The 12,834-nt window shown below is 39.6% G+C and carries 11 protein-coding genes and 1 tRNA gene; 6 read left to right on the forward strand and 6 right to left on the reverse strand.

The genetic code is table 11. The features are described from left to right. Positions 1-71 precede the first annotated feature (71 nt). A complete protein-coding gene (locus DFQ12_RS15145; RefSeq protein ID WP_120259888.1) occupies positions 72-3,134 on the forward strand; it encodes a DUF5107 domain-containing protein in 3,063 nt (1,020 codons plus the stop codon). Between the two features lie 221 nt (positions 3,135-3,355). On the opposite strand, the gene DFQ12_RS15150 is transcribed toward DFQ12_RS15145, so the two are convergent. Both DFQ12_RS15150 and DFQ12_RS15155 read right to left on the reverse strand, forming a co-directional pair. Next, positions 3,356-3,429, reverse strand: a tRNA-Pro gene (locus tag DFQ12_RS15150). Between the two features lie 252 nt (positions 3,430-3,681). Further along, entirely contained in the window at positions 3,682-4,245 is a 564-nt protein-coding gene (locus DFQ12_RS15155; protein ID WP_167457290.1) for a porin family protein, read from the reverse strand. Positions 4,246-4,688: 443 nt separating this feature from the next. On the opposite strand from DFQ12_RS15155, the gene DFQ12_RS15160 reads away from it, so the two are divergent. The 3 genes from DFQ12_RS15160 to DFQ12_RS15170 are packed head-to-tail and all read left to right on the forward strand — an operon-like array spanning position 4,689 to position 8,075. Further along, on the forward strand, positions 4,689-5,222 hold the full coding sequence (locus DFQ12_RS15160; protein WP_120259890.1) for an RNA polymerase sigma-70 factor: 534 nt from the start codon (positions 4,689-4,691) through the stop codon (positions 5,220-5,222). Beyond that, positions 5,219-6,346 carry a FecR domain-containing protein gene (locus DFQ12_RS15165; RefSeq protein ID WP_120259891.1) on the forward strand — a complete coding sequence of 376 codons (1,128 nt, stop codon included), beginning with the start codon at positions 5,219-5,221 and terminating at the stop codon, positions 6,344-6,346. The genes DFQ12_RS15160 and DFQ12_RS15165 overlap by 4 nt, the downstream gene beginning before the upstream one ends. Before the next feature lies 1 nt (position 6,347). Continuing rightward, entirely contained in the window at positions 6,348-8,075 is a 1,728-nt protein-coding gene (locus DFQ12_RS15170) for a peptidase associated/transthyretin-like domain-containing protein (RefSeq protein WP_120259892.1), read from the forward strand. Positions 8,076-8,230: 155 nt separating this feature from the next. Here DFQ12_RS15170 and DFQ12_RS15175 read toward each other — a convergent pair whose 3' ends face one another. The 4 genes from DFQ12_RS15175 to DFQ12_RS15190 form a co-directional block, all read right to left on the reverse strand. Next, the gene (locus tag DFQ12_RS15175) at positions 8,231-8,683 is read right to left on the reverse strand and encodes a KTSC domain-containing protein (RefSeq protein ID WP_120259893.1); all 453 of its coding nucleotides are present in this window, start codon (positions 8,681-8,683) and stop codon (positions 8,231-8,233) included. Positions 8,684-8,737: 54 nt separating this feature from the next. Continuing rightward, positions 8,738-8,959, reverse strand: coding sequence for a VF530 family protein (locus DFQ12_RS15180; RefSeq protein WP_120259894.1), 222 nt, complete (start codon positions 8,957-8,959; stop codon positions 8,738-8,740). 86 nt (positions 8,960-9,045) lie between these two features. Next, positions 9,046-9,564 (reverse strand): NADPH-dependent FMN reductase, encoded by a 519-nt coding sequence (locus DFQ12_RS15185; protein ID WP_120259895.1) that lies wholly within the window; start codon positions 9,562-9,564, stop codon positions 9,046-9,048. Between the two features lie 110 nt (positions 9,565-9,674). Continuing rightward, positions 9,675-10,814 (reverse strand): hypothetical protein, encoded by a 1,140-nt coding sequence (locus tag DFQ12_RS15190; protein WP_120259896.1) that lies wholly within the window; start codon positions 10,812-10,814, stop codon positions 9,675-9,677. 108 nt (positions 10,815-10,922) lie between these two features. Between DFQ12_RS15190 and DFQ12_RS15195 the strand changes: the two genes are divergently transcribed. Continuing rightward, complete coding sequence (locus DFQ12_RS15195; RefSeq protein WP_120259897.1) at positions 10,923-11,480, forward strand: RNA polymerase sigma factor; 558 nt, start codon at positions 10,923-10,925, stop codon at positions 11,478-11,480. 180 nt (positions 11,481-11,660) lie between these two features. Further along, complete coding sequence (locus DFQ12_RS15200; protein WP_120259898.1) at positions 11,661-12,764, forward strand: FecR family protein; 1,104 nt, start codon at positions 11,661-11,663, stop codon at positions 12,762-12,764. Positions 12,765-12,834: the final 70 nt, after the last annotated feature.

A 12,834-nucleotide genomic window follows, 5' to 3' on the forward strand; every position in this document is an offset into this window, starting at 1 on the left:
GTTGTCGAAATGCTGGAAGTTATAGGAAAACTTTTGGTAGCTAGTGAATTAATGAATAAATACATATTTCAATGAAAAAATGGATAGTGATATTATTGTTGGGGAGTTGTGCGTTCACGGTATTGGCACAGCAGCCCGCAAGGATTTCTGAAGTAAAAAAGCGTTATACGACATACCCGTTTTCGGATCCAGACCCGATCGCTTCAGCACAGAAACTTTATCCTTATTTTCGATTTGACGGTTTTACAAATACTGCTATTGAAAAGGAATGGAAGGCCGTGATCTTGGAAAATGATTATATCCGTGTTCAGGTTATGCCCGAAATAGGGGGCAAGATCTGGTCTGCCTATGATAAAGTAGGAAAGCGAGATTATATCTATAACAATGGGGTCGTGAAATTCCGAGATATTGCAATGCGGGGACCTTGGACAAGCGGTGGTATTGAAGCGAATTATGGAATTATTGGTCATACCCCCAATACGTCTACTCCTGTGGATTATCTGTTACAGAAGCATGCTGATGGCAGTGTTAGTTGCTTTATTCATGCTTTTGATCTTTTGAGCCGTAGCAACTGGACTATGGAAATTCGCTTAGAGAAAGACAAAGGTTATTTCTCCACGCGTTCTTTGTGGTCCAATAGCAATGCCGTCGAACAACCTTACTATACTTGGATGAATCTAGGGGTGGCGGCTGGTGAGGATTTGAAGTTTTTGTATCCAGGGAATAAGTACATCGGTCATGATGGGGATGCACATTCCTGGCCCATTGACGATAAAGGACGTGATCTATCCAATTATCGTGAAAATGCATTCGGCAGCTCGAAATCTTACCACGTCCTTGGGGCACATAGTAAGGCCTTTGGGGTATATTATAAAGATCGCGATAATGGTATGGCGCGATATGCCCTGCGTGAAGATAAATTGGGTAAGAAAATATTTCTGTGGTCACAAGCGGGCGATGGTCAGATCTGGGAGAAGCTGCTAACAGATCAGAGCGGTCAATATGTGGAGATTCAAAGTGGTCGATTATTCAATCAAAATGTGCCGTCAAGTAGTTTAACCCCATTCAAACAAATCGGATTTGCCCCCTATCAGAGTGATGCATGGACGGAGTATTGGATGCCTTTTGCAGGTATAGGCGAACCGAAAGGTTTTCAGTTATCGGCTGCGTTACAGGTAAAGCAAGAAGCGAAAAAGCTACTGCTGACCGTCGATCCCAAGCGACCGCTACAGGACAGCATCTTTGCACTCGATAGTAATGGTATGATGCTTGGTGGAAACTATCTGTCCGCGCAAGTGGGGGAAGTAAAACACATTGCTTTGGAACTAAAAAGTGAAGATGTTCCCTCTTATCTCAAAATAGGGAAAGATTATTTTGATTTAAGACAGGATGAGCTTGCTGCCGCTTTGAATCGACCTACTGAATCAAGCAGTGGAACGACAGTCGATAGCAATCAAACCAAATTATTTGAAGTACGGGATTTGCTCCGCTTTAGGCAATACGGTCTAGCGGAAGACTTGTTAAACAGGTTGACGGAAAAGCAAGTTCCCAAATTGGATTTCTTGTTGGAAAAGGCCAAACTTGCTTGGTTCAGAATGGATTATAGGCAATGTTATGACTATGCAGGTCAGGCGTTAGCGATTGATACATACCATGCTCCCGCTAATTATTACTATGGTCTGGCTGCGATTAAGTTGGGAAAGACACATGATGCTTTGGACGGATTTGAAGTTACATCGTTAGATCCTACATGGCGCAGTGCTGCTTATCTACAGCTTGCCAAGTACCACTACCGGATTAAGCAGGATGAGCCTGCGCTTGCCTATACCGAAAAAGCGATACTGGCAAACGCCTTAAATATAGATGCCCTACAATTGCAGCTGCTTATTCAGAAGCGAAAAGGAATAACGTTGGATACGGCTTTGTGTCGCCGCATTGCTCAATACGATCCTTTCAATGCCTTTATTCAATTTGAAGAGAAAAATGAAGTGTTATCAAGGCAAGAATTCGCTTCGGAAAAATGCTTTGAGCTGGCTATTTGGTATGCCGATCTACACGAATATAAACGAGCGGCCGCCATACTTAATAAAAATAAACCGCATACAGAGATGTTATTGTGGTTGGCTTGGCTGACCAAAGATGAACCTATAGTGAGCCAGGGCTACCTAACACGTGCCGCAGCAAGCAACCCTGCCTTTGTGTTTCCTTTTCGAGAAGAGAGCGAACCGGTGTTTGAATGGGCAGGAGAACAGCTCAAAAACTGGAAAGTAGCTTATTTGAAGGCCTTACTTTATCGTTTCCGAAATCAAGGAGAAAAAGCAAAGCAACTATTAGATGCTGTGACGACTGAACCGTCGGATTTTGGGGCTTACTTTACCCTGAAATCCAGTCTTGCGGAAGATAAACAGATCGATATGTCTATTGCAGCTATGCGACAAGCGGTAACCACGGAGCCGAATGAATGGCGATATGGCCTTCGTTTAGTTGAATTGTTAAATGGAGGAAAACAGTATGACCAGGCGCTCCTGGTCAGTACAAAGTATCGCGACGCATTTCCAAAGAACTATATACTGACCTTGGCACATGTGCGGACTTTGTTGTTGAATAAAGAGTATCAGCGCGCTGAAGCTGAATTGCAAAAGATCGAAATACTTCCTTTTGAAGGGGCAACCGAAGGACATAACTACTATGTACAGACCAAATTAATGTTGGCTTATCAATACCTGCAGCAAAAAAAGTATAAGCAAGCAAACCTGAAGGTGGAAGAGTCAAGAGCTTGGCCATCTCAACTCGGTGTAGGTGAACCGTATCCGAATGAAAAAAATGAAATTCTGGCAGATTGGCTGGCAGCATATCTGCAAAAGAAAATGGGTAACAGTACTGGTGAAACAAATCTTTTACAGCAGATAAGTCAACGTAAGCCGTCTAAAAATAAGTACGAATCGCTACTTCAACAGGCGGCTATACAGCAACTAGCAAATAGGGGAGTTACTGGCAGTGTCGGGAAAACTGTCCCCTTAATAGACCAATCAAATGCAAACTTTTTTGATCAGATACAAAAAGATAATTTAACAGCGTATTGGCCGGAGTTGATCCGACGAATTTATTTTGAACAAGATCAACGTATGTTTTAACTTTGATAAAGTCGATAATGAGTTGTTGTTCTATTTGGTCGATCACAAGGAGTTTATACCATCGGTCATGCTATAGGGTCGGATTTTTGATCGCTTTATACTGGTTTCGGATGGAGGTAATTTTACCAATCGGTCTTCCATCGTTTTAATGAACAATAGGACAATGTGTTATAAAAATAAAGACGACTTAATTTTAAAATTAAGTCGTCTTTATTTTTTTGTCGGGATGGCCGGATTTGAACCGACGACCTCCAGCACCCCATGCTGGCGCGATACCGGGCTACGCTACATCCCGAATTATTCCAATAAATAGATCTGATGATCCTAAACTTGTTTTTTCAGGAATAATTTTTGGTGGTGCTAAAATAATAATTATTGACAAAAAATAAAATCTAAATAAAAAATAGGATGTCCAAATAAATGGTCGGACATCCTATTTTTTTATTTTATTCGTATCCTGCTGTGCACTTTTTTCAAAAAGTCCATTTTCAGAGTGCTTTTGTTATGGTAACAACTTCTTTTGAAACTGTTTTTTGAGAAATTGCAGTTAGAATTTATACCCAACCATAATGCCGACCGTTTTGTTTTTGGCATCCAAAGTCTTATCCACACTTGTGAATCCATGGCTGTAGTAAGCGTCTACTGTAAAGCAACTGACGTCAATGCCGATTCCTGCTCTTCCATCAAGAGAGAATTTCTTATAATCTGTAGCTTTGCTGGATTTGACAGTCTTTAGATCATAATTTAATTGTGGCCCCAATAGGCCCCGAAGGCTGAAATCACCATTTTGCAAAAATGTATAACCGACTTGGAGTGGGAGATTGATCTGATAGAATTTAGGCGTCTTTTGTGTGTTTTCAAAAGTATATTCTTTTCGCAATAGACTAGCTCCAATGCCCGGTTGGAAGAAGATACGATCTCCAATTCGTGCAAATGCAGCAACAGAAACTCCTACTTTGCCGTTATTGTCTTTAACGGATTTATTGCCAAACGAGGTCATGTGATAGTTGCTCCCTATTTGTATGCCATAGGTAACTTCCTGTGCTTGTACTGTACCTGTTATTCCGAATAATGTCAATGCCACTAAGGCCGCTTTGATTGTTGTTTTCATCTGTGATACTATTTTTTTGTTATCTAGTTTTTCGTGTTCTTTTATTCTATGACAACGGAAAATCAGTATACCCTTAGAAAAAAAACATTTTTCTATTTTTAGATAATTAACTTTAGTTCCAATCTTACATAGCTGATAGCACATTGTCATCATTTAATTCGACTGGCTGTACATATTGAAGGATAAACTCGGGTATACAGAGAGGGTAATCGCAGTTTACACTGAAGAATTATGTTCTCAGGTATATATGGAGGATAGAGGGACGATCGTACATATTGATAGATGACCTCAGGTATAGAGATAGCGTGTAATGGCTGGTTATTAGTGAGTTGATGGAGGGCTATTATCAGTGAGAAAAAAAAGTAAAAAATAAATAAGGGTAATGACTACTTGTGTTGTCTTAGTATAAAGTAGATTGTTTAATCAAATGGTAGATTTGGCCAATGTCGGAAAATAAAGAAAAGAATTTCGAGCAGCTTTTTCGAGCGCATTACAAGGAATTGCATCGTTATGCTTTTAGATACTTGGGGGATAGTGATGGTGCTGAGGAAGTCGTACAGCAAGTATTCCTGAGGTTATGGGAGAAAGATTGGGAAGAGCAGATTCATACTTCGCTGAAAGCTTACCTCTATCGTGCTATCTATAATGAGAGCATGAATGTCCTCAAAAAGGAACAACGTAAGTTCAAATATCAGTCATATGAACAACATAGACAGGAATGGGAGCCTGCGGTGGATGAAAGCAGTAAGGACCTAGATAAGAAACTAAGGGTGGCCCTGGCTGAACTGCCCGAAAAAAGCAGGACGGTATTTGAGCTGAGCCGTTTTCAGGAGATGAAATACAAGGATATTGCAACAACATTGGATCTTTCGATAAAAACAGTCGAAGGGCATATGAGCAAGGCCTTGCGTCATCTGCGTGTTGAGCTTATGGATTATTTAACATTGATTATTTTCTATCTTATCTATATGCTATGAATAAGGAACTACTGGAAAGATATATCGTTGGGGAAACTAACGAAGCAGAGAATAATTTGGTACAGCGCTGGTTGGAGGAAGATCCTGACAACAGAGCGGAATATCTAAAAGTGAAAAATGTATTTCTATCTTATCTATATGCTATGAATAAGGAATTGCTAGAAAGACATATGGTCGGGGAAACGAATGAAGCTGAGCGTATGATCGTAGAGGAATGGTTGGAAAAAGACGCTAATAATAGGGAGGCATATTTGCAAATGAAAAAGTTATGGGATAGCTTGCCTAAACCCCTGGTGGTTCCGGAAGTGGACGTGGATAAGGCTTGGATTGATTTTAAAATTGTTAGGGACAGGAGAGCATCTGAACCTGCTGAAATCCCCAAAAGGAAAACAAACCTGATCCAATGGAATTGGTGGGCTGCTGCGAGTATCTTGTTGGTCTGCATGGTGGGATTCTATGTATTTGACCGTTCACAGCGGAAGGAAATGCATCTTGCTAGCCAAGAGGCAGTACTTCAAGATTCATTACCCGACGGGTCTATGGTGACACTCAACAAAAATACGGAGTTAGCTTACTCAAGTAGCTGGAGCAATAAAAACAGAAATGTGGAATTGAAAAAAGGAGAGGTGTTTTTTCAGGTGCAAAAAGATAAAAAGCATCCTTTTGTAATCGCGACGGGTAATACGAATATAACTGTATTGGGGACAAGTTTTAATGTGCGTCGCATTCCCAATGCAACGGAGGTCATCGTCGCCACGGGATTGGTTAAAGTGGCCTATGCAGATAAAGAGATTTTCCTGCGACCAGATCAGATGCTGACGATCAGAGATGCAGATACCATGAAAGTTGAAAAGAAACCCGTTCAGGATAAATTCTATAAATACTATGTAGACCGCGAGTTTAATTTTGAAAATACACCTTTAAAGAGGGTTGCTGAGGTACTTAGTCATGCATATGATTATAAGGTTATGATCGACGATCCTGCTCTTGAGAAAATACCATATACAGCCGAATTTAAACAAAATAGTCTGGCAGAAATACTCAAGGTGATGGCAAAGAGCTTGGACTTAAAGATTGAGGTCCGGGACAAAGAAATCCACTTAACAAGTAATAAAAAGCAATAACATGTTTTCGAAACAAAATCGTACAGATAGCATCATGATACTATTTTTTATAAAGCGAATCAGGTTTTATATCCTATTCTCTCTGCTATGCTCCTTTCATTGGGGGCTAGCGCAGCAAAAGCTCGCTGCTGAAATTCAAATGCCTGCCTTCTCTAAAGCAACGGTTGGCGAAGTCTTTCAGCTACTAAAGGAACGGCAAGATGTATTGTTTTCCTTCAATGGAAATATTTTACAGATGGATAGTATCATTTACCCCAAGGCTTATAAGGGAAATTTATATGATTATCTCGATGGGATTTTGGGTAAGGAGTATAGCTTTAAAGAATTAGGGAAACATATCATTGTTCAGTATACGCCGCAACGGATGTCGGTTGATTTTGAGGTACAGACCCCAAGGAAAGACAAGGTTGTGATCACAGGATATATCAAAAATATCCGAACCAATAATCCGATATCCAATGCCAGTATTTTTGACCGAAGCGCTTTACTATCTACGTTAACAGACAAAAATGGTTATTTTGAATTGGATGTCAAGAAAAAAAGTAATCTGATCGCAGTGAATGTGAGTAAAGAGATGTTTCGGGATACCAGCGTAATGGTTATTTTTCCTATTGAAGCAAAAATAGGAGATAAAAAGAAACGTGAATATGGTTATTTCGAAGGCTATGAAGAAGATCATGGCCTTTATAAGTCTTTTTTTGGACGGATATTCCTGTCTCCTGCCCAACAGATACAGAGCATGAATCTGGGTGGTATGTTCTTGTACAGTCCCTATCAAATATCTATGACACCGGGACTAAGTTCACACGGCTTTATTCGGTCACAGATTGTCAATAAGTTCTCATTAAATATTATCGGTGGTGCAACCGCCGGAGTGAAGGGCGTTGAGCTCGGGGGAGTATTCAATATCAACCAATATAATATGCAGGGATTCCAGGTGGCAGGGGTATTTAATACTGTCGGTGGTAATGTAAGTGGAGTACAGTTAGCGGGGGTAGGCAATCGGGTTTTTGGAACCGTTAAAGGTGTCCAGATTGGCGGGGTATTGAATAAGGCTGATACGGTACGGGGTGTACAGATCGCTGGTGTTGCTAATACCGCAAAGGAAGCTGCCGGAACAACCCAATTAGCTGGTGTATTAAACAATAGCAGCGGAGATGTGGGCATCCAAATAGCGGGTATTGCCAATAAAGCAAAAAAAGTAAAGGGGTTTCAGCTCGCAGGAATTGTTAATATTGCCGATAGTAGTGATTACCCGATCGGTCTGTTAAATCTAATCAAAAACGGAGAAAAAAATCTGTCGTTGGCCATAGACGAGGATAGCTATCTTTCGTTGCAGTTTCGTTCCGGAGGTCGGGTACTCTATAGTGTCTTATCTATCGGTGCGGCTCTTGGTAACGATGGTCCTGCGAAATATGCCTTTGAAGCAGGATTGGGTGCTGTACTGTTGAATAAGTCCAAGTTTGCACTCCGTACAGAAATTACCACACGTAATCATTTAACGGAAAAATTTAAATCATTGGACAATCACCAATCTTCCTTTCGTGTGATCCCAGCATATAAATTGACTGATGCGTTATCGATATTTGTGGCACCAAGTTTCAATTATGCTGAGCGGGATGAAGATGCTGTATCAGGCGGTGGTACCCAATGGAAAGCTTGGGGAAGAGACCGTACGAGAAACACATTCTATGGTGGTGGAACAGCGGGGTTAATGTTAAAATTATAAAATTAAAACTATTTAGGTTGTACAGCTGTTATATAATTAGCTTTTAAACATTTAACATTTTAAATAAACGCCCTTTGTTATTTCAACAAAGGGCGTTTATGCTTAACTGATCTAGGGACCAGTATGTATCATTGAGTTGTAAATCTATGTTTTAGTTATGCAACAACTGTAGCGGTCTTCAATACATTCCGATAAGGGTAGGAGTGGAAAACATGTCTACGTGCAAATCGTCCCAAAGAATCGGCATTGACAAATTTTACATAGTCGTTTCGTTGGACACCAAAGTATTCATATTGACTGCCATCGTGAAAGGTGATCGTCAATATCTGTGCTTTCCAATCAATATCTTGAATACCTGAATTCGTGATTGTCTCTGTATAGATCGGTAATTGTTGTTCAATTGTCTCGGGGCAGATGCTTACCAAAAAATGATAAGCTTCAATCATTTCTACACTCTTTTGTTCAGCAGCCAAACGACCTTCTTCGTCATTGACAAATTTATCCGGATGACATTCTTTCATGATTGTCCGGTAAGTGGATTTTAGGGTTTTGAGATCCACTGATTTATCCACATTTAACAACTTACGGTAGTCGGCAATTTTTTTCATGGCGGCAAAGATATGCTTAATAATCAGATTATTTGCATTATCCTAGAAATAAGATTATTTTTTACCTAAGGTTTTTACATAGAGCTGTTCAACCTTCTCTCGGGCCCAGGGTGTTTTTCGTAGAAAAGTTAGCGAGGATTTAACACTCGGATTTTCATTGAAACATCGGATGGATATCCTTTGCCCCAATTCTTCCCATCCATAATATTCCACTAAATACGCGATGATTGTATCCAGCCGTTTTCCGTGTAATGGATTATTGACTTGTTCTTGCATGTTGTAAAGTTAGAAATCTTTGTATACTTTATAATAACTTTTTATTGTGGTGTTATACCATTAAGCTTAATCCAATGGTATTTTAACTAAGAGTTCTTGAGCTGTTCTGCAAGCAAATCAAGCTGTTGATCGAGCTTTTCATCCCAGATATTTCCTACTGCATCAAGTTTTCCTTTCACGCCCTGAATAAGAAGGTTCCTTTCGGGATCAAGTTGAGCACCAAGTCCCTGCATAATACGTTGTAGCTCCGCATGGCCCGTTTCGCCCTGTGCTGATGCGGTAATAATACTGACGGGTTTTTCTGTAAAAATGGTCGTTGCTGCACACCATTCGAGTAGATTTTTCAATCCACTTGGGACACTGAAAATGTACTCTGGACTGCTGATCAATACCAGATCTGCATCCTGAATGACCTGACGCAAAGCGATGATTTCGATTGGCGGACGGGATGTGCTTTCCTCGGGGTCGAAATGTGGCAGTTCCTTCAGGCGGTCAAAGAGAATAAGATTGACCGTTGGGTTTACCTTATGTTGGAGATGACGTACGAGCTGATGATTGGATGAATGTTCGCTTGCGCTGCCTATTATCGCGAAAATGGTTTTCATTGAATATATTTACTTGCTGGGACTAAAGACCCTGATTTTTTAATCTATTAATTTGCCGACACTTCCATGTCAATTTTACGATGTAAGATTTTGAAGCGACTAATTTACGATTATAGATCCATACGGTTGACATAGTTTTTTGCCTGAAGGTAATTTTTCCGCTCCAGAAAAAATAACAGTACAGTGGGGTACAGCGTGAAAATATGGCTACTATCGAACCTGTTTTTTTGTCCCGACAATAGGACCTCACAGATAATCATCACCAAAACAAATAGAAATAGATTGAGTATAATAATTGCTTTTAAATCTCTTTTTCGCGCAAATTGATACCGAATGAAACTAGGATAATCGATCGTCATAAAGGCAAGTTGGGCGAGTAGGAAGGTAATTATTCCAACAAGAAAAAAGACACCCTGGTTAGTATAGGATTGAGTGATTAGCGATTCTAAAGTGATGAAATCTGCGCGGAAATAGAAAAAACAGATGATACCAAGTAGGATAAAAAGTAAAAACTTATAACCTCTTTTTTCCATTTGGATCAGATTGGTTAATCTATTCAGCGTATCAAACAATTTGCAGATGACAGCAGTGATGACCAAACATACAATACTGTTGAGCTGAAAAGTGCCAAAAAGGCCAATGATATCATCCTCTGCGTCTGTTTGTAAATAAGCTCTTCGAATAATTAGAAAGAGACAAAAAATAAGGTTATAAATAGTCGCGTAAAAAGAGACACGTTGTAGCATTAAAAGTCTTCGATCTTTCTTTTGTTGTTCAGCCTGCATTTCTGTTGCTTCGTCAACAGAAATGGCCGTGTGTTGTAAATTGAGTTGCTGTGGGCTATCAGGTCCTACACTGGGAGGATCTGAATGAATGGTCTGTACTTCACCTATACCTGATACCCGCTCAGAATTGGTTGGTTTCTCAGGATAGGCAATAGGTTCATCAAGTTTGTTGTCAACGATTTCGGGTTCTATTACTTCTTCATTTTCTGGGTGAAATTTTTGTGGCGTCAAATAGTGAATAGATTTCCGGAGCAAAAAGATAATAATCGCGATCCAGGCCAATGCAAAGACAGTAATAAATACCCATTTCATCATCAATAAGCGGATGCATAGGTAAAGTATTGGCGTGATTAAATAGGCCAAAATTCCTTTTGGACGCATTTTTCGATTATCTTTAAGCCACCGCAATACATAGTAGTTCAGTACAATACAGATAAATAGGGTGATTATAATTTCTGACCACATACAAATAACTATACCTAAAGATAAAAACTTTTTCCTTTTACGGATTAAGTTTATACTTTTGGAAACAGGGACGTAAATTAGCTTGAATACAGATTATATGCTTTTGTTATGAGAAATAAAATGGGGTACCGCCTGTTGTGGGAGCGTATTCGTACGGGGGACGAGGCTGCATTTTTTGATCTGTATGGGGCACTTTATCAGGAACTTGTTAATTTTGGAATCCGTACCTGTGGGGATACTGACTTGGCAAGTGAAGCGACGGATCAGGTTTTTGTCAAGATTTGGGAGAAAAGAACGCAGCTTGAACGTGTTGAAAATGTACAGTCCTACCTTATTACCTTTCTAAAAAGACGTATTCTACGCCTGATTGAAAAGCAACATAAAATTAATACTGCCCTTCAGAATGTAAAAGCGGAAGATGAATGGATTGAGATGCCTTATGAAGAGTTTGTAATCAAAGTGCAAACCAATGAGATTATTCAGATCCGTTTGAAAGAAGCACTGGAGAAGTTGTCTTTTCGCCAAAAACAATTGGTCAATCTAAAATTTTTTGAAGGTTATTCGTATGAAAAGATTTCTGAAATCACGCAGATGTCTGTCAAAACAGCGTATAATACGCTCTACGACGCACTAAAAATATTGCGGGAGGAGCTTAAGGACATTTAATGCTAGCAGAGATAACCGTTGTTACAGGGTAACGATAGCCTATTTGTTGCACATTATACCTCATTTTTTGTGTTGTTTTTTAAAATAAATAATCTGAATATCAGTATTTTATAAAATAGTTTGTTTTTTTCTTAGGAAAAAGATCTCTTCTTGGGCACTATAGGGTAAATACCCATTAGAATGAGCCAAAAAGATTATAAACAGTTAGAAGATTTTTTGATTGACGATACTTTTCAAAAGTACTGTTCTGGAGAAGATAAAAACTGTATCCTTTACTGGCAACAATACTGCTTAAATCATCCAGAGCAGGCCGAAATGATCCTAAAAGCAAAACGTCTTTACCAAATTTTGGTCGGAAACCGAAAATCTATCCATGAACAGATGGAGAGATTGAAGACTGACCTCCAAAGTACGCCAATTGAATCTGTACCTATCCGCCAGATTACCTGGCAAAAGTGGGGCGCTATTGCTGCAGTATTTGTCGCTTTGATCGGTAGCGGATTATGGTACTATTCACGTCCGACGAATGATATTGCTCCACAAACGATAACAAACGTTGGTCAGGTGTATCAGACAAAGAAAGGTGAAAAGAAGACCTTTGAGTTAATTGATGGCAGTACTGTTACGCTCAATTCAGCAAGTAAATTGGAGCTGTCTTCGGATTTTAATGGTGAATTACGCTTGGTGCGGTTGGTCGGTGAAGGTTATTTTCAAGTCGCAAAGAATAGAGAAAAGCCATTTATGGTGCAGGCTTCTGATTTTGATATCAAAGTTTTGGGAACGACCTTCAACGTGAAAAGTTATCCCGAAGAACCAACGGCTGAAGCTGTATTAGTGGAGGGATCTATTGAGATGAAAAGCAAAGGACAGCGTGAGAATTCCGTTGTCATTAAGCCAAACCAAAAAATTACGATATTTAAAAACCAAGCTGAGCTTGCGGTAAATGCAAGTAAAGGAAATAAATCAACGTTAAGTAAGTTGCCCATTAAGGAAATTGCAATCGAAAATATCCCTGTAGTGGAGTCAAATACCACTGAAATACCAGATATCGCATGGAAAGAAAATAGATTGGAAATCGTGGACCAAGATTTCGAATCTTTACGAAGAACCCTGGAGCGCTGGTATGATGTGGATATTCAGCTTCAAAGTGAAGAATTGAAAAGATATCGCTTCACGGCAACCTTTAGCAGAGAAAATATTACTCAGGTACTGAGTGCTTTACAAAAAGTTGAACCATTTAAATTTGAACTATATGGGAAAAAAATAACTATCTCAGAAAAATAAAAAGGATGGTGGACCAACACCATCCTTCATTGAAAAAATGATTAACCAAAAGCAGCAACATTGGGGCGTG

It is taken from the genome of Sphingobacterium detergens, from assembly GCF_003610355.1.
Lineage (GTDB): Bacteria > Bacteroidota > Bacteroidia > Sphingobacteriales > Sphingobacteriaceae > Sphingobacterium > Sphingobacterium detergens.

Excerpts from the sequence above, each read along its gene's own strand:
- DFQ12_RS15200 (WP_120259898.1), top strand. The coding sequence starts at position 11,661 with ATGAGCCAAAAAGATTATAAACAGTTAGAAGATTTTTTGATTGACGAT.
- DFQ12_RS15170 (WP_120259892.1), top strand. The coding sequence starts at position 6,348 with ATGTTTTCGAAACAAAATCGTACAGATAGCATCATGATACTATTTTTT.
- DFQ12_RS15175 (WP_120259893.1), bottom strand. The coding sequence starts at position 8,683 with ATGAAAAAAATTGCCGACTACCGTAAGTTGTTAAATGTGGATAAATCA.
- DFQ12_RS15145 (WP_120259888.1), top strand. The coding sequence starts at position 72 with ATGAAAAAATGGATAGTGATATTATTGTTGGGGAGTTGTGCGTTCACG.
- DFQ12_RS15180 (WP_120259894.1), bottom strand. The coding sequence starts at position 8,959 with ATGCAAGAACAAGTCAATAATCCATTACACGGAAAACGGCTGGATACA.
- DFQ12_RS15195 (WP_120259897.1), top strand. The coding sequence starts at position 10,923 with ATGAGAAATAAAATGGGGTACCGCCTGTTGTGGGAGCGTATTCGTACG.
- DFQ12_RS15165 (WP_120259891.1), top strand. The coding sequence starts at position 5,219 with ATGAATAAGGAACTACTGGAAAGATATATCGTTGGGGAAACTAACGAA.
- DFQ12_RS15160 (WP_120259890.1), top strand. The coding sequence starts at position 4,689 with ATGTCGGAAAATAAAGAAAAGAATTTCGAGCAGCTTTTTCGAGCGCAT.
- DFQ12_RS15185 (WP_120259895.1), bottom strand. The coding sequence starts at position 9,564 with ATGAAAACCATTTTCGCGATAATAGGCAGCGCAAGCGAACATTCATCC.
- DFQ12_RS15190 (WP_120259896.1), bottom strand. The coding sequence starts at position 10,814 with ATGTGGTCAGAAATTATAATCACCCTATTTATCTGTATTGTACTGAAC.
- DFQ12_RS15155 (WP_167457290.1), bottom strand. The coding sequence starts at position 4,245 with ATGAAAACAACAATCAAAGCGGCCTTAGTGGCATTGACATTATTCGGA.